The following is a 20396-nucleotide window of genomic DNA, read 5'->3' as shown; positions in this document are numbered from 1 at the left end:
GGGACTAGCCTCAAGGGGGCGATCTACGGCACGAACGTCCATGGCAGAATTCTGATGGCGACGATGACGCTGGTTTCTCACTCAGGCTATCGAATCTGGGACTTGGTTGCCATTCGGTCGTTGGCGGTGGACCGGAGTCTTGAGCTCCATGCGGCGCCATGAACCACGGCTCGGCTGTAAAGGTCTTTTCCAGTGCAGCGGAAAAATTCGTCGGCTGGGATCTGCCGGTGTGAAGGCGGTCAGTGGTGGGACGCTTTCGCGCGGATCAGCGCGTTGGCCATGTAGAGATCCTGGAGAGAGATACCGGAACTGTCGAAGACAGTGATTTCATAGTCGAAGCGGCGTCCGGGGGCACGCCTTTCAATGACGTCGCCGATTGGTGTTATCGCATGCACGCCGGCATCGATCTCGTCGAGCACGTGTTGGAACTCGCCGATCTGGACGGACTGGGAAAGCAGATCACAAAAGAGACGTGCTCTGGGAAATAGTTCTCTCGGCAATTCGCACTTGCCCGGAGCATCCGACCCCATGCTGACGATATGGGTTCCGGGTCCCACCCAAGCGGAATCGAACAGGGCTTCGCGTGAGGGTGTCACTGTGACCACGATGTCGGCTGCGCGGACGGCTTCTTCGGGCAAGGCAGCGCGCGCGTCCAGGCCCCTTCTCGCGATCTGATCGAGAAGAGCGTCGCGCCGTGGTGAAGGCCGGGCGACGACCAGCACGGTTTCGATTGGGCGGATGCGTGCCAGCGCCATCACTTCGAAGCCCGCCTGATTGCCGGCGCCGAATATCGCCAGGACCTTGGCTTGCTTGCGCGCAAGGAAATCGGCAGCAACCGCGTCGGCTGCGGCCGTCCTGTAGGCGTTGACCTTCCCAGCCTCGATAACGGCGCGGAGCCGACCTGAATGCTGATCGAGCAGCACGATTGTGGAGTTGTGGCGGGGAAGGCCACGTGCCGGGTTGCCCGACCAGAAGGAGCCAATTTTCACCCCGGTTAGGTCATCCGACGAACCGGATTTGATTGAGAAGGTATTGGTTGCCTCCTGTGTGCGCCCGAGAACAGCGGGAAAGATCCAGCTCCGCCGCGACGCTGCTGCCACGAAAGCCTCCCGCGCCGCCTCGAAAGCAAGCTCATGCGTGACAAGGGCGGCCGATTCCTCCTCGCTGATGTAGATCATCCAAAGTTCCCCATGTGCGTCAGTCGTTTATCGCTGGTTGCAGCTACGGCGTTACCGAGGCTGAAATCGCACCCCACGGCGAACGATGCGGACCTCAGCCGATCGCAGGGCAACCAGGCGGAGCGATTCTAGGTGCCCGATAGTCCTCGCCTGATTTGCGCAATTTGGGATGCCGAGGAACTGCTTAAAACGAACAATCCCGCTGAATTGAAAGCGCAAAACAGCAGCGAAATCTGTCCGCCGGACGCCACTCTAAGGTGCGACTTCAATCCTGGATCGAATGACAGCGTTGCACTTATGGCAATTGAGCATGGCACAGACATCGTCAGCAACCAGATGGAGCTGATGAAATTGGAGCCCCGCCATTTGCCGGGCGCGTTGAAGCTGTCGCAGGAGATGGGCTGGCCCTATCGCCTGGAGGATTGGGAATTTGCCGCAATGGTTGGAAATGGTCTGGTCCTGGAGCGGGGAGGACACGTGATCGGCACGGCCATGTCCTGGAGCTACGGACCGACCTATGCTTCCGCCGGAATGATCATCGTCACCGGCTCCGCGCAAGGCGGCGGCAACGGCTCCCGGCTCTTTGATGGATTGCTTGCGGCTACACAGGGGCGCCACGTGCTGCTCAATTCGACCGAAGAGGGGCTCGCGCTCTATAAACGGCGTGGCTTCACTGCCTGGGGCACTGTACTTCAGCACCAGGGCCCGCTGACTGTTGCCGTGACGCAGACGACCCCTGACATCCGTCAGGCGACGGTCTTAGACCTCGCGGCAATCCAGGCCTTCGACGAACGGGCCACCGGCATGCCCCGGACGGCGATGGTGGCTGCGCTCGCCGATGCGGGCAAGGTCGTCGTTATCGAGCGCGCGGGGCGGGTTGCCGGCTACGCCATCGCCAGGAAGTTCGGGCGCGGCTATGTTGTCGGCCCCTGTGCGGCCGAAAGCGTGGAGGACGCGCGGCTTCTGATCCTGGCCCAGCTTTCGAAGCTTCGCGATCAATTCGTTCGCATCGACGTCTATGCCGAGGATGGATTGGGCGACTGGCTTGAGAGCCTCGGCCTCAAGCGGACCGGCAGTGCCACCGCTATGGTCAAAGGGCAACGACCCGTTTCTGACGGGCTGGCCCACATGTACGCATTGGCAAACCAGTCGTTCATTTAGGAAACAAGGTCATGGACAATAGGGCGGCAAATCTATCAGGGAGCGCGACGGCGAAGAGTATCGACGCCCTTGTGACGCCGACCCTGCTGCTGGACCGCGGACGGCTCGGACGCAACATTCAACGCCTCGCTGAACGCGCCAAGAAGCTCGGCGTGGTGCTGCGTCCGCACATGAAGACGGCCAAGAGCATCGACGTCGCTTGCGACGTGTTTCCACAGGGACCCGGTCCCATCACGGTCTCGACCGTCGCCGAGGCGGCGTATTTCGCGGACCACGGCTTTCGCGACATCACCTATGCCGTCGGCATCTCGCCGGCTTCGGCAAGGCGCGCCATGGAGCTTTGTCGCCGTACCGGCGCCGATGTGAAGCTGCTTCTCGATTGCGTGGACCAGGCCGACGCCCTGGCCCGAGTGCGCGAAGCCACCGGCATGACGCCCTCGGTCCTCATCGAACTGGACTGCGACTACCATCGCGGTGGCTTGAGGCAGGACGACCCAAGATTGCTCGACGTGGCCAACAGGGTTGTCGCTGCCGGTGCCAAGCTCGTCGGCGTTCTCGCTCACGCGGGCGAATCCTACGGCTTGAACACACCCAATGCGCTGGTCAAGGCAGCGGAGAACGAGCGTTCAGCCGCCGTGCGCGCCGCTGAAATCCTGCGCGCTTATGGCCACGCCTGTCCGGTCGTCAGCGTCGGCTCGACGCCGACAGCGCATTTCGCCCAGAACCTGGAGGGTGTCACGGAGCTGCGCGCCGGCGTCTACATGTTCTTCGATCTCGTCCAGCATGGGGTTGGCGTCTGCGACCGCGACGATCTCGCAATTTCCGTTTTAGCCACCGTTATCGGCTCCAAGCCGGAAAATGGATGGGTGCTGGTTGACGCTGGGTGGATGGCGCTATCGCGCGACCGGGGAACCGCAAACCAGCAGATCGACCAGGGTTACGGCGTGGTCTGCGACGAAAAGGGGCGCGTGCTTGAAGATGTGATTGTGGCCCAGGCCAGCCAGGAACACGGTATCCTCTCCATTCGTGCCGGTTCCGGGAAATCCATGCCCGAACTGCCGCTCGGGTCTCGGGTCCGGATCCTGCCCAACCATGCGTGCGCGATGGCTGCCCAGCATGACTTCTACAGCGTCGTCAACGGGGACAGCCCCAAGATTGAAACGCGTTGGGAGCGGATGCGCGGCTGGTAGACGCGCGAACACACGCCTCGGACGAGCCCACTCTAATCAGCACTGGCGGTCAAGAAAATGAAATTTGCCTCTTACTGGTTGGATAAGTCGACGCTGATAGGCAGCACCATGACTGATGTCATGGATGGGCGCCCCGACCTGAACCTCTGGAAGGATTTCGAATGGCCAGCGATACCCGGCTATTTCGGGCGCCCCTGGTTCCTGCCGGTTCTGGGTGCCTATTCCCGTATTAAGGATCTTGTCGCGTGATCCCGCCCCTCGAACATCTGTCGCGCAACGGCCACCTGGACAAGTTCTTCATCGACGGTCGATGGGCCGAGCCACGCGGCACCGCCAAGGGCTTGGTGGTGAACCCCTCCACCGAAGAGGTTGTGGCTCGGTTTCCGCTCGGAAACAGCTTGGACGTGGATGCGGCCGTTGCAACGGCCCGCCGGGCATTCGCCGCCTGGAGCCGGACCACGCCGGAATATCGTGCCGGTCTGCTCGACCGCCTGCAGGCGCTGGTCGAGGCGCGCAGTGAACTGCTTGCGCAATGCCTCACCCTCGAAATGGGCGCGGCGATTGGATATGCGCGCACCGCCCAGGTGCCGCTGGCGATCGCGCATATCAAGGTCGCTCGCGATGTGGTGACAGCCTTTCCCTTCGTCAAGCAGCGGGGCCAAACCGCCGTCACCCACGAACCGATCGGTGTCTGCGCCTTGATCACGCCATGGAATTGGCCCCTTTACCAGATCACCGCCAAGGTTTCGCCCGCGCTCGCGGCAGGCTGCACGGTCGTGTTGAAGCCGAGCGAGCTTTCTCCCCTGGACGCTCTGCTGTTCGCCGAGGCGATCGAGGAAGCCGGCTTCCCTGCCGGCGTTTTCAACCTCGTGCAGGGTGATGGTCCGGGCGTAGGTGCTTGTCTCGCCTCCCATCCCGATGTCGACATGATCTCCATTACCGGGTCCACCCGCGCGGGCATTGCGGTGGCCCAGGCGGCAGCGCCGACGGTCAAGCGTGTCGCGCAGGAGCTCGGCGGCAAGTCGCCCAACGTGATCCTGCCGGACGCCGATCTCGACCGCGCCGTTTCCCTGGGCATAGCCGCCGCCTTCCGCAATCTCGGCCAGTCATGCAGCGCTCCGACACGCATGATCGTGCCACGTCCGCTGCTCACCGAGATTGAGGCAATCGCCAAGAGGGTCGCGGCCCAGATCGTCATTGGCGATCCTCTTTGCGAAGCCACCACTCACGGTGCGATCGCCAATCGTGCCCAATTCGACCGCATCCAAACCATGATCGGCGTCGGCATATCGGAAGGCGCCAAGGTCGTCATCGGCGGACCTGGTCGTGCACACGATCTGAACGTCGGCCTCTATGTGAAGCCGACGATCTTTTCGGCCGTGCGCACTAACATGCGCATTGCACAGGAAGAGGTTTTCGGTCCAGTTCTCTGCATCATCCCCTACGACACAGTTGATGAGGCCGTCAGCATTGCCAATGACACGGTCTATGGTCTGGGAGCCCATGTGCAGGGCAATGATATGGACGCCGTCAGAGACGTCGCATCGCGCATTCGCTCCGGTCAGGTGCATCTCAACTACCCGGCCTGGGATCCGCACGCGCCGTTTGGCGGTTTCAAGCAGTCCGGAAACGGACGCGAATATGGGATCGAGGGCATGCTGGAATATCTGGAGGTCAAATCCATCCTCGGCTATTTCTAGGCGATCTTTGCCCGGCGCAGAGGCGCGCCGTCGGAGCCATTCATGCCAAGAGTACAAGAGACCGACGGTGAATTGGTCGAGATCATCATGAACGAAGCCAAGTTTCGCGGCCAGTTCGTCCTGTTCGACCTCAGAGAGCCTTTATGAGCCTCCATTGGTTCAATCCCCCGGTCTCTATCAGGACTGGCAAGCCTGGCATGACGTATAGCTGCAACAACGTCGAGGGTGCAGCTCGGGAGCTCATGGGGTGGAACGATCGCGGCCCCAAATGGGACCTTGCGGTACGCGCCTGCCTGTCCTGTTTGGCTGGCGACATGACACCTGAGGATGTCCGCCAGGCGTTCATTGCCGCTGCTGAGGAGGGAGGCAAGCTGCTTGCCAGCGGTTGAGACTATAGCTTACTCCATGTCTGGCACGTCGCCACCCACAAACAGCGTCGTCGGCTCCCGTATTCGCGCAGTACCGGGTTGGCTTCACGCGACCTCGCAATGACGCCGGCATGGTTCCCCGCCAAGTCCTTGCGGTCCATATCGCCCGATCTCCAGTCGGCTGGTCCGAAGACAGGCCGGAGGTCGCCAGTCTCATCGCGGCCAAAGGCGGTGACGACGATTAGCTTCGGGGCTTTATGTTGCGGCATCAGGTTATCTGAGATGGGGGTCCTCTTTGGGCTGGAGCAAGAGCCGGTGGACGTTGAGCGGTGGAGGGGGCAGAACCTCGGTCATCTCGAATAGAGGCACCGATAGGCCGCCTTGCTCTGGCGCTGTGTGCTTTGACTTAAGGTCCGCTATTTCCTCGTCGCGTCTGGCAATTCGGCTTTCCAGATTGGCGATACGCTCAGTCAGCAAATACCGTCCAACAGCGAAGCCGCCGCCTCCAAACAGCACGGCAAACGTGGCAAAGGCTGCCGGGTTGGCCGCTACCAGCGCAGAGTTACTCTCAATGAAAGCGATAAGGTCATGCATTGAGGGTTGTCTGTCTCACCCCAGCACAGGCGGCGTAGGATCGAAGCTGATCGCCACGAGCCCCGGATGCCTGTGAGCGAGGGCGAGGATCTGTGTCTCAAGCTCGCAGTTGTAAGCCATGAGCGCCTTTACGGTCTCAAGGGGCGTTTCGTAGCGGGCGATGAGCTTCTCCGCCTCCGCGTGTAGTTCGGCTTTGGTTTCGGCGTCTAGGTGCATCGTGCCCATTGCAGTATTTTCCTAACGGGTTGCTCTGCGGGGTGCCGAGCGCGCGTCAAGGCGGTCCTGAAGGTAACCGTTGAGAACGATCATTTCCTTGAGGGCCTTCATCAACGTCGCCCTTGTGTACGGCAACGAACCTGTCGACGGTGGCTTGAAGGGCAGCCTCTTGCCGGCTGTCGAGTGACACAACGCAATCCACCTGAACGCCTCCTAATGTCGTGGACAGTGAACAAAAATGGAACAAAACTGTCAAGAGTGAAATGACTAGACGAGGAATAAATCCCTTTTTTTGGGCTCTGCCTGACAGGGATGGAAGACGGAAGCGCGGGCCGCACGCCGACACCTGAAGCGTGCGCGTCAGTGCCTTCATGGGCATGATCAAGTGAGCAGAGAAACGGTTGAGAGAATCGATGGGATGATCATAGCCCTGGCCGCGGAGGAGTGCTCTTTCTTTGCTTCCTCTTCCCCTTCGGCCATCGAACGACGCGGAACTCTGAGGCCGCCTCGTCCCTTTAAGGCATAGCTCTACCTGCTGAAGGCAACCAGGATGCCGAGCTCTTCCTGCATGGCGCCATGTGGCCCTCGATGCAGGAACTCGCAGTCCATCGAGGGGCCCCGCTGGCTCCCGCCGGCGGGCTCTTCAGTCACCCAGCGAAACGAAGCCGCTTCCGGCAAGTCCGGAGACTAAAGGAGGTTCCGATGAGAGAGCACGGCGGCGGACCCGAAGATGACGAGGGCATGCAGTTGCTTGCTCGGCGGCTGGCTTGAGAGGTCGGCATCCCGGAACGAGAACCGCGCGGTCAAGCTCATTGGTACCGACTGGAGTTCTTTGGGCGCGAAGCAAGTTTCCTGAAAAACCAGCGCTGGCCATTGTGATCTCGGCCAGGATCGCTGCCCTTGAAGGTCTTGCACGGCCGGAGGTCTTGCTGCATGTTTTCGGTGTTGGATTCCCGGGAGAAAATCATGCCAATTCAACAAAAGGCGGCGGAGGCCGGTATTTTCGACGCATCTGAGTTGGCACTGCTTGGGCGGGTTTTCCACAACCTTAAGCTAGGCAACCCATCGCCGGATGAGCGCGAGTTCATTGCCTCCCGAATTATCGCGAATTACATGGCAGGTGTGGTCGACGAGGCGGAGTTGGTTTTGCTCTCGAAGCAGCCGCTTGGCCGTTAGCCAACTCGCGGAACTTACCGCCTGCCCAGTTTTTGCGCTTCGGGGCCTTGTCGGTCTTTTTCTTTGACGCGAACAACGTACTCTTTCCGAAGTTGGAGCGCCGGAAGCTTCGCAGCGATACTCCCAGCTTCCGCAGCCCGTCTCGCCCACGGCAATGGCTTGCGGCTGTGGTATCCGAGTCGGCAGGCAGAATGATAACCATTCGCGCCTGACGCCTCGGGAAGAGCGGTCTTCCCGCTACCAGAAACACGATGACGAGAGCGCATAGCGCCAAGACTGCGGCGAAGGTGTTTGCTGTGAACTCGCCAAGTTGCATGACCATCCTCGTAAGGGACACGCGGTTAGACGAGTACCCGAAGATACCGACGAACAAGGGATCTTATTCCACGGTGCTTCGCAAAGGGCGGCAAAAAGATCGATTGGAATGGAATAATATCGGGCACAGCTCAGTAGATGGCCCAAGAACGAGCGTGAACGGAAATGCGTGGCGCGTAAACCGATCGTCACGATGATACAGGGAGCGGTAGCGAGTGCTGGAGGGTGGCTTGCCTCTCGCAGCTTGCAGGCGGGAGGAGCACGCTCCCATCGGCCCAGCGGTTGCCTGTCCCTGTCCCTGACCGCTGGGCCGATCCTCGGGTTTTCGGCCGGCAGACGATGAGTCCGAGTTGGAAATGGCGCTCGGGCTAACGCAGTATGAGACGGGATGAAAACGACGATCGACGTCATACCGCATCTGGAGGATCTTTGGCGCTACGGCCGGGTGCTCACAGGCAACGATTCCGACGCCGACGATCTGGTGCAGGAGGCCCTCGCCCGTGCGCTGTCGATGGCGGGCGGCTATGACACCTCCAGACCGCTGCTTCCCTGGCTGATACGGATCGTTCGGAACACTTTTTTGACCGGCGCTAGCCAGGCCAATGCCGACCGACGACGCTTGGCGTCCATCGCGGACATGTCCGACACTGCGTGGCCGCCATCGCAAGAACATTGCGCCGAGCTCTCCAAAGTCGGAAGGGCGCTCGCGCGAATGCCGGCCGATCAGGCCGAAATACTCCATCTGGTTGGAGTGCTGGGCTTTACCTACTCCGAAGCGGCCGAACTGCTTGGAGTGCCGCCAGGAACCGTGATGTCCCGGCTTAGCCGAGCTCGCGCTGCCTTGAAGCACAACATGGAAAATTTGGACGATGGAGCTTCCCCTCATTTGAAGGTCGTGGGAGGGCGTTATGTGGCCCGATAATCGTGTTTCGCAAGAGGATATCGGCCGCTTGCTGGATGGCGAGCTGTCGCCGTCGCAGAGATCCGAGCTGGAAGCCAGGCTTGCCCGCGATCCGGAACAGGCGGCAGAGGTTTTTGCCCACGCGCAGCGCATGGAAGCGTTGCGCAAGTCCCAACCCCGGCGGTTGTTTCCGCCCAGCGTGAGCCTGAAGAAAGCCAGGCAGCTGGAGAGGGCGTTTCGCCGCAGGAAGATGTTCACATTGCTCAGACTTCAAGTCGCGGCCGTCGCGCTGGTTGCGATCGGGTGGTCGGCCAACTCGCTGACCGTGCCGCTTCGCCAGGGAGGCAAGACAGCCGATGAGACCTTCATCCTGGCCGCCCGAGATGCCTTGCGGGTGGCACAACTGAATGCAGGTCCGGAGACGGGCACCGAGCCGAAGCAGGACAAGATCGAGCGACTGGTTGGCGCCGTCAACGTCAGCATGCCGACCCTTCCATCGGTATGGGTTGTGAAGGATGTCCAAGTACAGCCTTGGAACGGACAGCAAAGCCTGGTCGTGACGGCCGACACACCAAGCGTCGGTCGGATCACACTTGTCGCGGCTCCGATGAACGGCGAGGACGCCGTTTCGCCGACCACAGCGACCGACGGTCGCGTCCCGACAGTCTATTGGCAATCGGGAGGCACAGCCTACGCCCTGATGGGCTCGGCCGCGCCGGACCGGCTTGAGGTGGAAGCAAAGCAAATCGAAGTGGCAACGCGAAGAAACGTCTCTGCGAAGATCAGGGGCTAAAAGGTTGGCAATGGCAGAGGGAAACATATGCGCTCAGCAATTGGTCTATGGAACTCCGTACCGTTCGTGATCAGTTGGAAAGGTACAGGTTGGACTTGCTTTGATCGGTCGGCGACGGCCAGCGCGCCGATAGCAAAGACAGAGCAATGAACGTCCTGTCATTCGAAAGGCGGTATTTTCCCGCCACGTGCCCTGTCTGCACCGGCACGGCGCTCGAGGCCGACGTCACTCTTCGCAAGATCGAATTCCAATGTGCGTCTTGCGGAGGTTTCGAGATCACTTCCGCCGCGCGCTCTGCAATGAAAGGGCTGTCGCAGGAAAACCGTTCACTGTGGTTGTCGCAAGCTAGGCAACAGGGTTCCACGATTCCGCTGGTTGCTTGCGCAAACGAGACCCTCCTAACCGACCACTTTGATGACACAGGCTGATGTCCAAGGAAGTGCGACCGCGCGGGCACTTCCTGACGGCCCGGCACCAGGCTGGGGTGGTGTCGGGCCGTTTGCATCTTGGCGCAATGAGTTCCATCCCAGGGTCCTATTCTTGATATCGTGACGATCACCATGCGCAGATTGGAAGAGTACGAGGAAATTGGTCTCATAGGGTATCCCGGTGACGGAGAGTACATCGCCGTTCTGCGAGACAGCGAGCGCCAGAACTGGCTGCTCGGCGGTGAACGGTGTGGGCTGAACGGGACCCTCCTGGCGCATCAAGCAGCGGCTCTGCCCAGGTACTACCCGCACGGATCTCGCCTCGTTCTGGTGACGATAAGAGACAATTGGATTGTTGCGCTCCGGGACTACGGCGGCGCGGAAAACAGCCAAAACGCCAACGGATGATCGCGAGAAGGGCCTTGACTGCTGGGAAGAAGGATACGGCCAGGCGGCACACCGATCTTCAGGCCGCGGCCATGCTACGTGCTTCGACGATAGCCTTTGATGTGCGCACTGAAACGGCAATTTCGGAAGTCGCCGCCGAGATGAGCCTCGATCGGTTGGAGGTCATTCGCCTTGCGCTTCGAGAATGGCTGGCGATGCGCAAAAGCCTGCGCTTTCCCTCGGACATCCCGGAGTAGTTCATCATCCCTGGCTGAGGCAAGCCATGCCGCACAGGCACGTCAAGGCCGGCACAGTCTGGACTTCTACGAGCCGATCAACGTCCTCAAGCCCGTGGCCTCGATCTGGATTGTCGATGGACCTGAAATCAGGTTCGGCGTGGGCTGGCTGAAATTCCCCTTCACGCATAACGATCCTTCGGCCGCGCTGTGGCGAGCTGGTCCTGCATTCGTCTGTGAGATCTTGCGTCTGTGAGATCTTGCCCAAACTGCGATCGGGGATCGGAATGCTGGGATCAATTCGGTTCCTGGTTGCGCCGAACTGGTTTCACCGTTGGTGCCTGCCTGATTGGAAAGCTGCTGTCTCCCCAGATATGCTGGTGGCCACCGGCACCGGCCCTTGAAGCCACGCTTCATACATGGTCGCGCCTCCATTGCGACGGTCGCGCGACATAGCGCTGCCTGGCGAAAGTCCAAGATCGGCAATCAGCTCTTGGTGTTGTCCTGAGCTACGCTGTTCGCCGGGATTGTGTCCATCGCTGCCAATTTGTCCGCACATAGATCTGCGGCGCCTGGCACATCCTTCTTCATGCCGGCCAGTTTGACCCACCCGCCATCGCTGATGAAGCTGTCTCTCTGGTAGGAAGACGTATCCTTCAGCTTGGCCAGGTTGTCGCTCGCGTTGGACGCAGTGATGAATTTTTCCACACAAAGATTGGCCGCCAGTTCAGCCTTGGCCTTGATAGCGGATGTATTCGCCATTTCCGATGCCGTCCCTGCCGTCGTCCAGCCACCGGCGGTGAAGCCGACGATCATCGTCAATACAGCAGCACCCACTAGCGACCAAAACCAAAGTGTCTTGGAAGGTTGGTATTCGTCGAAGCGTTGCGACAGTGTTCGATCGGTTGTCATAGTTTCCTCCTTTTGAGATACGCTCTTCGTTTCGGGGTGATTTCCGCAGCCGTGGGCCGACAGTGGCCGGAATTCGAGCGATCATCGGCAGGACAATGCTCCCCGGCAAGATCGATCCAGTTCAGGAAACAGGGCAGGGGGATGCAGGGTCCGATTGGCAGCACTTTCGGGCGCGAGCACGTGGGCGCCGATCCTCTATCGTCCTCACCCATCTCCCGCACTCTGGCGCCTGAGACGACGTGCTTGAGCATCCGGAAATTTCCCAAAACGGCAAGAGCGGACAAACTTCACCTCGATGCTGCATATACCGAGCCTGCCGCCAAACTATTCCAAGCTAGTCTCGATTATGTGAAGTCGCGGTAGGCTCCGTCGCCAATAGCCGGAGCTGACGACATGGCGCAAACGGCGCCCTCATAGGATTGAGGCCCCGCAAACAGCCCGGTCAACTACGTCGGCAATCAACGGGAGGTGAATGGCTGCTCAGCAACTCCTTGCCTGGAAGCTGACGATCGGATTGCAGTCCCACCGCAGTCGTCCAGTGGCAGATCAGTTGGATATCCGGCAACGTCCATAACCATCATCTTTTTTTGCTGGTCTGCGGGCATCTGATCGATCAGTTCGGCGCGCTACGGCTCCTGCTTCTCCATCTCATTCGATTGGCCGCTTCTTCAGCGGGTGTGGCGCGGATTGAGCAACCGGTTCCGCGAGGGGTAACAGAAAGGGCCAAAGGCTCTAATCGCCACTGGATCACAGTGCAGTGGCAGGTCAGGAAATAGCAATCCCCGACCGCAAGAGCAGAACTGCAAATCTCACGCTCCGCCCATATAGATGTCCATGATCTGCCGGTCGTCGTGCACGTCCTGAGGCCTTCCCTCGAAGCGCCTTTCGCCGGCCGCCAAGATGTAAAGTTTGTCTGCAATGGGCATGGCCTCGCGGATGTTCTGCTCCACCATCACGATGCCGATGCCACGCGAGGTGAGGGTGGTAACGCGTTCGAGCGTCTCAATGACCATGGCCGGCGATAATCCAGCGGAAGGTTCGTCGAGTAGAATGAAGCGAGGTTGCGAGACCAGCGCTCGCGCCAGCGCAAGCATTGCCTGCTCGCCGCCTGAAAGCGAACCGGCCGCGGTGCGCCGCCGCCGCGCCAAAGAGGGATATTGCTCGATCAGCGCCTCGATGCGCTGCTCGACTAACCGGCGGTCCGCGATGGCGTAGCCACCCATACGCAAATTTTCCATCACCGTCAGGCGTGGGAACACGCCGCCGCCCTGGGGCATCAGCACGAGCCCTTCGCGCACTATCTCATGAACGGCAAGGTTGGAGAGCGTTGTATCGCCCAGGCTCGCCCTGCCGCTCCACACCGGCAGCGCGCCGGCAATGGCCTTGAGCAAGGTCGACTTGCCACACCCGTTCGGTCCGAAGATGCAGGTGATCTTGCCAGCCTCCGCATTAAGCGAGACACCGTGGACGATCTCCTGCTTGCCATAGCCGGTGACGATGTTTTCTGCCGTGAGCGTGGCGCTCATTGCGGCCGCCCCAGATAGGTCTGCATGACTTCCGAGTCGCGAACAATGTCGTCGAACGAGCCGCTAGCCACGACACGGCCTGCGTCCATCACGATGATGCGGTCGCACACATTGCGCACAATCTCCATGTCGTGCTCGATGATCAGGAAGGTGACGCCGCGCTTGCGCAGCCGCGCGATGGCCTCGACGATAATGTTCCGGATATTTGGATGCACGCCCGCCGTCACCTCGTCGAGCAGAATGAGCGAGGCCTGGCGCATGATGACGCGCCCGAACTCCAGCAGTTTCTGCTGGCCGCCCGAAACGTCGGAGGCGCGATTGTCGGCGACATGGTCCAGCTTCAGCAGCGCCAGTGTTTCGGCCGCCCGTTCACGCGCGCCCTGCCAATGGCCCTCGGCCGCTGCTGCCAGTAGGTTTTCTATGACGGTCATATTGTCGAACATGGCCGGAATCTGGAAGGTGCGGGCAAGCCCCAGCCGCGCGATAACGTGAGTCTTTCGGCCGCCGATCTCGTGACCGTCGAAGCGGATCTGGCCGCGATCAGGGGTGACCGCGCCCGATACCAGGCTGAACAGTGTCGACTTGCCCGACCCATTAGGCCCGATCAGGCCGGCGATCTCGTGCCGAGCGACGTCCAGGGAGACACCGTTGACGGCTTTGATGCCGCCGAAATGGCGGTAAAGTTCGCGCACGACGAGGATAGGGTCGCCGCCGCCAGCCGTTCGGTCGTCGGCCACGCTCAATTGGGCTCTCCCTGGTCACCGCCGACAAGCTTGTCGACCGCCTTTTCCAGCACGGCGCCGGAGTTGCCGGCGCGCTTCGAAAACAGGCCGGCGATGCCGTTCGGCATGAACAGCACCACCAGCACGATGGCCGCGCCCAATATGGCGATATAGAAGGCGGTGTCGCCCCAATACATCCAGATCAGCCGGTTGACGACGAACAGCCCCACGCCGCCCAGTGCCGGCCCCCACAGGCTGCCCAGCCCGCCCAGCAGCACCATGACCACCATCTGGTCGGTGATGTCGCCGCCGAAGACGCTCTTCGGATTGATAAAGGTGACCCAGTAGGCGAAGATCGCGCCGAACACGGAGGCGGTGACGGCGCTGAGCACAAAGGTCTGCAGCTTGACCAGCGAAGTGTTGATGCCCATTGCCTCGGCCGCCAGTTCGTGGTCGCGCAGCGCCTTGACCTTCAGCCCAAAACGTGAGCGCTCGAACAGCGCCCAGGTGATTAGGTAGGTCAGCGCCGCTGCGGCGAACATGGCGAAGTAGAAGAAGCGCTCATCGAGAAACGGCGGCAGTCCAATTCCGCCGATGCCGCCGGTGAAGTCCATCACCGAGGCGAACTGGATAAGCACCTCGGCGAAGGCCCAGGTGGCTATGGCGAAATAAGCGCCACGCAGGCGCAGCGTCGGCGCTCCGATTATGATGGCAAACAGCGCTGTCACAACCATACCGGCGGGGACGGTGGCGAAGAAGGGCCAGGCGAGCTTGTCGCCCATCAGCAGCGCGGTGACGTAGGCGCCGAGCCCGAAAAAGGCCGAATGGCCGAAATTGATGTAGCCGGCATAGCCGCCAAGTATGTTCCAAGAGCAGGCCAGCCCCGCCCACATCAGTGCGCCGGTGGCGATACGCAGCCAATAGTTGTTGACCAGCATCGGCAGCAGCGCCAACACGCCGATCACCGCGATCAGCAGGAGGACGCCGGCCCAGCGTGGGTTCATGTCCGGTCTCACAAGCCGTGCCGCAGGATCCCGCGCGGGGATACGAGCAGGACGAGGAACAGCGTGGCGAATATCGCCAACAGTGAATAGCTCGACCCGACATAGGTCGCAACGAAGGCTTCGATGACGCCGAGCAGCAGCGCGGCGACAAGGGCACCGCCGACGGAGCCTAAGCCGGCAAGCACAGCCACGAAGAATGCGAACAGCGTATAGCGCAGGCCGACCTCCGGATTGACTGAAAAAATTGCACCCATCAACACACCGGCCATGGCAGTGATGCCTGCATAGAGTCCGTAAACATTGGCGCTTAGGCGGCGGATGTCGACGCCCATCAGCGCCGCGTTCTGCCGGTTTTCGGCCGTCGCTCGGATCGCCAATCCATAGCGGGTGCGGTAGAGGAATATGAACAGTCCGCTGGCGATGGCGACCGCGAACACCGCCGCCGCCACGCGGATCAGCGGCACCGTCAACGGGCCGACGGCGAGGCTCTCGCCGCTCAAGGCCGTCGGAACGCTGTGGGTATTGAAGCCCCACGCGGTCAGCATGCCGCCGCGCAGCAGCGTGAACAATCCGAAGGTCAGCGCCAGCGCCATCAATTCCGGCCGCGCCGTGCGGCTGTTGCGGACATTGTAGAGGATCGGCCCGATCAGATAGCCGATGGCGCCGAACAGCACGAAGGCGACCGGGATCGCAAGGAATCCGTCGACGCCCAGTCCAGCGGCCATGTAGTAGCCGAGATAGCCACCCAGTACGACCCAGCCGCCCACGGCGAAATCGATGACGTGCAGCACGCCGAAAGCGAGCTGGAATCCGATCGTAAAGGTGGCGATGACGCCGCCGATCAGAAGGCCGTTCAGCAAGGTCTGTAGGAAAAGATCCAAGGTGCAAACCGTCCCTCAGTAGGCAAGCGAAAGAGCGGGAATGCCATGGCGAGGCGAGCGCGCTCAACGGCATGGTCCGTCATTTTCCGCGCACGCGCAACCGTGGTTCCGCCTGGCAGAGTGATGGCGACGAGGCCGCCCACACCCTGTCCAAAACCGCCTATTTCCAGGCCGGCAGCGGGTAGGTGAGGTCTGCTGCCGCGGCTTCCTTCGGCCCCACCGCCACGGTCTTGCCACCCTGAATCTGGATCAGCACCGGCACCGGCTGGACGTTGTCGTGGTAGTGGTTGCCTTCCTTCTCGAACTTGATCGGCCCATAGAAGGTCTGGATGTCGGTGGCGGCTATCGCGTCCTTCAGAGCCACCCTGTCTTCGGGCGTGAGCGCCGGCTTCTTGCCAAGCCGCTTGACGGCATCGCCGAAAACGAGTCCGCTGGCCGCGCAGGCCGCTTCGGTATAGTCGGGCTCGTGTCCAGACTTCTTTTGCGCCATCTCGGCAAACTGCCTTGCGGTGCCGAAGACGTCGTCCTTGTACGGCACCGATGGCAGCCACACGGAGACGCCGCAGGTGCCGTCGGCGTCAGCGGCAAGCGCCTGGGCAAAGGCCGGGTCGGTGACGCCATAGTGCATTATCAGCGCCTTGGGCCGGAAGTTGAGCGACTTCGAGGTCTTGACGACGTTGATCAGCGGCTCCTCATGGCCGCCGACGGCGACGATGTCGGGGTTGAGCGCTGCGATCTTGGAGATGACCGGGGTCAGGTCGCCCGAGGCCGGTACCAATTCGTAGGCGACGAGTTCCAGTCCGGCTTCCTTGGCCCCGTCGCGAAAACCTTCGCCGGTTTCCTTCGAGAAGGGCTCGTTGACACCAATCACTGCAATCGTCTTGGCCGCTGGGTTGGACAGTTTCGCCAGTACGGCCAGCGACTTGCCTGCGGTGGTGTCGACGGCCGGGATGATGCCGAAGTTGAATTCCGGCTTGGCCTTCCAGACGTTTGGCGATTCCGCGGAGCCGGAAATCATTGGCACCTGGTACTTCTGGCAGATCGGCTGCACGGCGATGGTCGAGCCGCTGGTGTAGGGGCCGAACAGCACATCAACCTCGTTCTGCACGATCAGGCGCTCGGCGGCATCGGCTCCCGTCGCCGGGTTGCTCTGGTCGTCACCGTAGAACATGTCGACCTTGAAACGCTGGCCGGCGACCTCGACGCCGCCCTTGGCGTTTATGGCCTCTGCCCAGAGATCGTAACCGCGCTTGGTCAGGTTGCCACCGAGTATGTTCTCGCCCGACAGCGAGGTGATGACACCGGCCTTGAAGGTCGCCACCTGCGCGCGTGCCGTTCGCACGAACGGTATCCCCAACGTGCCGGCCGCCAAGGCGACGGCGCTGCCGCCGAGGAACCGGCGGCGAGAAACTTTGCTTTTGATGGACATCATTCAACTCCCTTTGTCCGACTGTCAGATTGGAAACCGATGATGTTCTTGTTCATACCACAAGACGCGGTTGTGCGGCCAGGAAGATTGCCTCACGAGGCGGCTTTGGGTCCGAGCGGTCTTCGCTGGATCGAAAAGACGGAGAGCTTTGCGGGAGCTACAGGAGGGTTGAGGATGAGAAGGACGGTTCACACCGAGCAAACGGGGTGGCGCCCAGGCTGAAGGAACGGGCTGGCACGACAGGCCGAGGTTCTCGTAGAGCGTGACGCTCCCGGCGCTGCTGGAAACGGCGGTCGCCGAATGGTCGATGCCAAGACAAGTTTCGCCGTCTGATCGATCGCCCGCTTGAACTTCAGCACCTTGTCCGGCGCGCTGAAAGACAGAAACAACACGCCCAACAGGCAGCGCACAGGGAACGTGGCGAGGATAGCGGGCGTCGGATGCTTTCTTCGGGCTCCGGCTGAAGTGCGCGCTCGGCGCGCTCCCGACTCAGTCTTACATTGGAGCGTTGGATTGGTTCGCAAGCCGCGATCACATTCATGTTCCTGCGCGTTACCGCATTGTAATGGCGCCAGCCGGACCTTTTGGTCCGCGGTTGCGTTTCATGGGAGCCGGCTGACCTGGCAGTGGCGATAATTTTAGTTCCAGGCGAGCTTCTTTTCGAATGAGTTCTCCATGTCCGATCACAAGCCTCTGGCGCGGCAGAAAGCCATCGTAACGGGGGCTAATTCAGGCATCGGCGAGAGCGTTGCCGTTGCGCTTGGCCGGGCGGGCGCCGACGTGGTGGTGAACTATGTCGAAAACGAGAACGCCGCGAACGCCGTCGTGGACCAGATCCATCGGGCCGGCAGCAAGGCGATCGCCCACATGGCCGATGTCTCGATGGAAGACCAGGTTCGAGACATGTTCGAGCGCACGATGCGCGAGTTCGGCACCATCGACATCCTTGTCGCCAATGCCGGCCTGCAACGCGACTCGGCGTTTGCTGACATGCCTTTGGCGACCTGGACTAACGTTCTCGGCGTCAATCTGACCGGCCAGTTCCTTTGCGCCCAGGCTGCGACACGCGAGTTCCTGCGGCGCGGCGTGGTGCCGTCCGTCTCGTGCGCGGCCGGCAAGATCATCTGCATGAGTTCGGTGCACCAGGAAATCCCGTGGGCAGGCCATGCGAACTACGCCACCTCCAAGGGCGGCATCAAGCTGCTCATGGAAAGCATGGCGCAGGAGCTGGCCCCCAGACGCATCCGCGTCAACGCCATCGCGCCCGGTGCGATACGCACGCCCATCAATACCTCCGCCTGGGATACGCCCGAAGCGCTCAAGGGCCTGCTGACGCTGATTCCGTATGGGCGGATCGGCCTGCCGGAAGACATCGCGCGGGCAGCCGTCTGGCTGGCGTCCGACGATTCCGACTACGTTGTCGGTACCACGCTTTTCGTCGATGGCGGCATGACGCTCTTTCCTGGCTTTTCGACCAACGGCTGATCGGAATGGACGGCGGTCGGCGATGCGAGCTTCTTCCCTCGATCGCGGTGGTCAATCCCACACTGACAATCATCGCCAACGCGCGTCGTGTGGCGGATAGGAGCGGCTTACATGACGGCGACATTTTCATGTGACCTGAACGGACTGGCGACGGAACTGCCGCATTTCTGGGAACACACGATCGGCAGTGGGCACGCCACGCTCGGCCTGCGCGCAGACTGGCAGGCGCAACTGAAGCGGACGCATGATGAGCTCGGCATGCGCTATGTCCGCTTCCACGGCATATTGTGCGACGAGATGGGCACGCTGATCGGCGAGGGCAACACATTGTTCTATTCGTTCTTCAACGCCGATCTCATCTTCGATTATCTGCGCTCGATCGGTATGAGGCCGTTCGTCGAATTGAGCTTCATGCCCGTCGCCCTGGCGTCCGGCGACAAGACCGCCTTTCACTACCGCGCCAATGTCACGCCGCCGAAGGACTACGCGCAATGGGCGGTGCTAATCCGCAAACTGGTGAGCCACTGGGTGGGCCGCTACGGCCTGGACGAGGTGCGCCAATGGTTCTTCGAGGTCTGGAACGAGCCGAACCTGACCGCCTTCGGCAGCGGCAAGCAAAGCGACTATTTCGAGCTTTATCGCTATACCGCCGAAGCCATCAAAGGCGTCGATAAGCTGTTGCGGGTCGGCGGTCCGGCGACGGCCGATAACGCGTGGATCGAGGATTTCCTGAATTTCTGCCGGACCGGCGACCTGCCCGCCGATTTCGTCAGCACGCACCATTACCCGACGGACGATTTCGGCCAACCAGGCGACGACACCGAAGCGCAGCTCGCCGCCAGCAAACGCAGCGCCCTGCGCGACGAGGCGCGAGGCGCGCGCAAGCAAGCGGGCGACGTGCCCCTCTATTATACCGAATGGTGCACCTCCTCGAACCCGCGCGATCCCTTGCATGACGACCCTTATGCCGCCGCGTTCATCGTCAAGACCGTTCTGGAAGCGAACGGACTGGTTGAGGGATACAGCTACTGGACCTTCTCCGATATTTTCGAGGAGAATTATTTTCCCTCGCTGCCCTTCCAGGGCGGGTTCGGACTGTTGAACATCCACGGCATCGCCAAGCCGGCCTATCGTGCCTTTCAATTGCTGCATGGCGCTGGCACCGAGATGCTGCCGGTCGAGGGCGCTCACGAGACGGTCGACGCCTGGTTCGTCCGCGGCGACGGCGCGTCTACGCTGATACTGACGAATTTCGCCCTGCCGCGCCATCCGATCAAGACCGAGGAGGTGTTGTTCACGCTGAAAGCCGCGTCGACTGCGACCACGGCTTGCGTGCAACGCATCGACGCCGAGCACGCCAACGCCAAGCGCCGCTGGGAAGAAATGGGCAAACCCGAATATCTCGACGCGCCGACCGTGGATAGACTCAAACATCTTTCGGAGCTTCGCAGCGAGCCGGTCGCGAGCAAGAGCGAGGCCGGTAGCTTGGTCCTCAAAATTGCGCTGCCGCCGCTATCGGTCGCCGCCATTCGTCTGGCGAACACGTAAAGCCGAGGCCCGCTTTCGGAGACGTACGCTAGGCCGGCCGCTTCACGACGCTGACCACTTCTCTGGCTTGCATGAATTCAGGACGGCGTCTCGCGCACGCTGACCGTCCTCGGTATGGTTTGGCTTGCCATTCAAATCCATTGCCAGGTTGGCGTGGCAGCAAATATGCACGCCCCGTTCGGGTTCGGGCTGAACGGGGATTTTCGTAACGTGATAGCCTTGTCGTCGGAAACTTGTGGGGATTGG

19 protein-coding genes and 1 pseudogene are annotated in these 20396 nt (G+C 61.2%); 11 read left to right on the top strand and 9 right to left on the bottom strand.

Features of this window, described 5'->3' with window-relative positions; all coding sequences use genetic code 11:
- Window positions 1–239 precede the first annotated feature (239 nt).
- Complete coding sequence (locus FJ972_RS29615) at window positions 240–1178, bottom strand: ornithine cyclodeaminase family protein (RefSeq protein ID WP_140499525.1); 939 nt, start codon at window positions 1176–1178, stop codon at window positions 240–242.
- Window positions 1179–1310: 132 nt separating this feature from the next.
- Between FJ972_RS29615 and FJ972_RS29610 the strand changes: the two genes are divergently transcribed.
- The 5 genes and pseudogenes from FJ972_RS29610 to FJ972_RS29590 all read left to right on the top strand — a co-directional run bounded on the left by FJ972_RS29610 (window position 1311) and on the right by FJ972_RS29590 (window position 5618).
- Window positions 1311–2339, top strand: a complete 1029-nt coding sequence (locus tag FJ972_RS29610; protein ID WP_224646636.1) for a GNAT family N-acetyltransferase — start codon at window positions 1311–1313, stop codon at window positions 2337–2339.
- An 11-nt stretch (window positions 2340–2350) separates the two neighbouring features.
- A complete protein-coding gene (locus FJ972_RS29605; RefSeq protein WP_140499523.1) occupies window positions 2351–3529 on the top strand; it encodes an alanine racemase in 1179 nt (392 codons plus the stop codon).
- Window positions 3530–3643: 114 nt separating this feature from the next.
- Window positions 3644–3778, top strand: a pseudogene (locus tag FJ972_RS29600) (FAD-dependent oxidoreductase); the annotation flags it as partial.
- Complete coding sequence (locus FJ972_RS29595) at window positions 3775–5229, top strand: aldehyde dehydrogenase family protein (RefSeq protein WP_140523349.1); 1455 nt, start codon at window positions 3775–3777, stop codon at window positions 5227–5229. The pseudogene FJ972_RS29600 and the gene FJ972_RS29595, both read left to right, overlap by 4 nt.
- A gap of 143 nt (window positions 5230–5372) precedes the next feature.
- Entirely contained in the window at window positions 5373–5618 is a 246-nt protein-coding gene (locus tag FJ972_RS29590; protein WP_140499519.1) for a DUF982 domain-containing protein, read from the top strand.
- Between the two features lie 252 nt (window positions 5619–5870).
- Here the strand turns inward: FJ972_RS29590 and FJ972_RS29580 are convergent, their stop codons facing one another.
- A complete protein-coding gene (locus tag FJ972_RS29580) occupies window positions 5871–6191 on the bottom strand; it encodes a hypothetical protein (protein WP_140499517.1) in 321 nt (106 codons plus the stop codon).
- Window positions 6192–6206: 15 nt separating this feature from the next.
- The gene (locus FJ972_RS29575; protein ID WP_140523352.1) at window positions 6207–6416 is read right to left on the bottom strand and encodes a hypothetical protein; all 210 of its coding nucleotides are present in this window, start codon (window positions 6414–6416) and stop codon (window positions 6207–6209) included.
- A 924-nt stretch (window positions 6417–7340) separates the two neighbouring features.
- On the opposite strand from FJ972_RS29575, the gene FJ972_RS29570 reads away from it, so the two are divergent.
- The 4 genes from FJ972_RS29570 to FJ972_RS29555 all read left to right on the top strand — a co-directional run bounded on the left by FJ972_RS29570 (window position 7341) and on the right by FJ972_RS29555 (window position 10664).
- The gene (locus FJ972_RS29570; RefSeq protein ID WP_411908964.1) at window positions 7341–7583 is read left to right on the top strand and encodes a hypothetical protein; all 243 of its coding nucleotides are present in this window, start codon (window positions 7341–7343) and stop codon (window positions 7581–7583) included.
- A 703-nt stretch (window positions 7584–8286) separates the two neighbouring features.
- Window positions 8287–8820 carry a sigma-70 family RNA polymerase sigma factor gene (locus FJ972_RS29565; RefSeq protein ID WP_140499513.1) on the top strand — a complete coding sequence of 178 codons (534 nt, stop codon included), beginning with the start codon at window positions 8287–8289 and terminating at the stop codon, window positions 8818–8820.
- Window positions 8821–8848: 28 nt separating this feature from the next.
- Window positions 8849–9592, top strand: a complete 744-nt coding sequence (locus FJ972_RS29560; RefSeq protein WP_224646632.1) for an anti-sigma factor family protein — start codon at window positions 8849–8851, stop codon at window positions 9590–9592.
- A gap of 850 nt (window positions 9593–10442) precedes the next feature.
- Complete coding sequence (locus tag FJ972_RS29555; RefSeq protein WP_140499509.1) at window positions 10443–10664, top strand: hypothetical protein; 222 nt, start codon at window positions 10443–10445, stop codon at window positions 10662–10664.
- 465 nt (window positions 10665–11129) lie between these two features.
- Here the strand turns inward: FJ972_RS29555 and FJ972_RS29550 are convergent, their stop codons facing one another.
- The 6 genes from FJ972_RS29550 to FJ972_RS29525 all read right to left on the bottom strand — a co-directional run bounded on the left by FJ972_RS29550 (window position 11130) and on the right by FJ972_RS29525 (window position 17120).
- Complete coding sequence (locus tag FJ972_RS29550; RefSeq protein WP_140523354.1) at window positions 11130–11555, bottom strand: hypothetical protein; 426 nt, start codon at window positions 11553–11555, stop codon at window positions 11130–11132.
- A gap of 809 nt (window positions 11556–12364) precedes the next feature.
- Window positions 12365–13081, bottom strand: coding sequence for an ABC transporter ATP-binding protein (locus FJ972_RS29545; RefSeq protein WP_140523358.1), 717 nt, complete (start codon window positions 13079–13081; stop codon window positions 12365–12367).
- Window positions 13078–13818: an ABC transporter ATP-binding protein gene (locus tag FJ972_RS29540; protein WP_224656199.1), complete on the bottom strand. Its 741-nt coding sequence runs from the start codon at window positions 13816–13818 to the stop codon at window positions 13078–13080. Before FJ972_RS29540 ends, FJ972_RS29545 begins: the two co-directional genes overlap by 4 nt.
- A 2-nt stretch (window positions 13819–13820) precedes the next feature.
- Window positions 13821–14807 (bottom strand): branched-chain amino acid ABC transporter permease, encoded by a 987-nt coding sequence (locus FJ972_RS29535; protein ID WP_140523360.1) that lies wholly within the window; start codon window positions 14805–14807, stop codon window positions 13821–13823.
- A gap of 8 nt (window positions 14808–14815) precedes the next feature.
- Window positions 14816–15688, bottom strand: a complete 873-nt coding sequence (locus FJ972_RS29530) for a branched-chain amino acid ABC transporter permease (RefSeq protein ID WP_140499499.1) — start codon at window positions 15686–15688, stop codon at window positions 14816–14818.
- Between the two features lie 160 nt (window positions 15689–15848).
- Complete coding sequence (locus tag FJ972_RS29525) at window positions 15849–17120, bottom strand: ABC transporter substrate-binding protein (RefSeq protein WP_210239623.1); 1272 nt, start codon at window positions 17118–17120, stop codon at window positions 15849–15851.
- Between the two features lie 672 nt (window positions 17121–17792).
- On the opposite strand from FJ972_RS29525, the gene FJ972_RS29520 reads away from it, so the two are divergent.
- Window positions 17793–18602: an SDR family oxidoreductase gene (locus tag FJ972_RS29520; protein WP_140523363.1), complete on the top strand. Its 810-nt coding sequence runs from the start codon at window positions 17793–17795 to the stop codon at window positions 18600–18602.
- Between the two features lie 111 nt (window positions 18603–18713).
- Entirely contained in the window at window positions 18714–20150 is a 1437-nt protein-coding gene (locus FJ972_RS29515; protein ID WP_140499496.1) for a GH39 family glycosyl hydrolase, read from the top strand.
- Window positions 20151–20396: the final 246 nt, after the last annotated feature.

It is taken from the genome of Mesorhizobium sp. B2-1-1 (genome assembly GCF_006442975.2).
Classification (GTDB): domain Bacteria; phylum Pseudomonadota; class Alphaproteobacteria; order Rhizobiales; family Rhizobiaceae; genus Mesorhizobium.
This window is presented reverse-complemented; position numbering and strand designations above follow the sequence as displayed.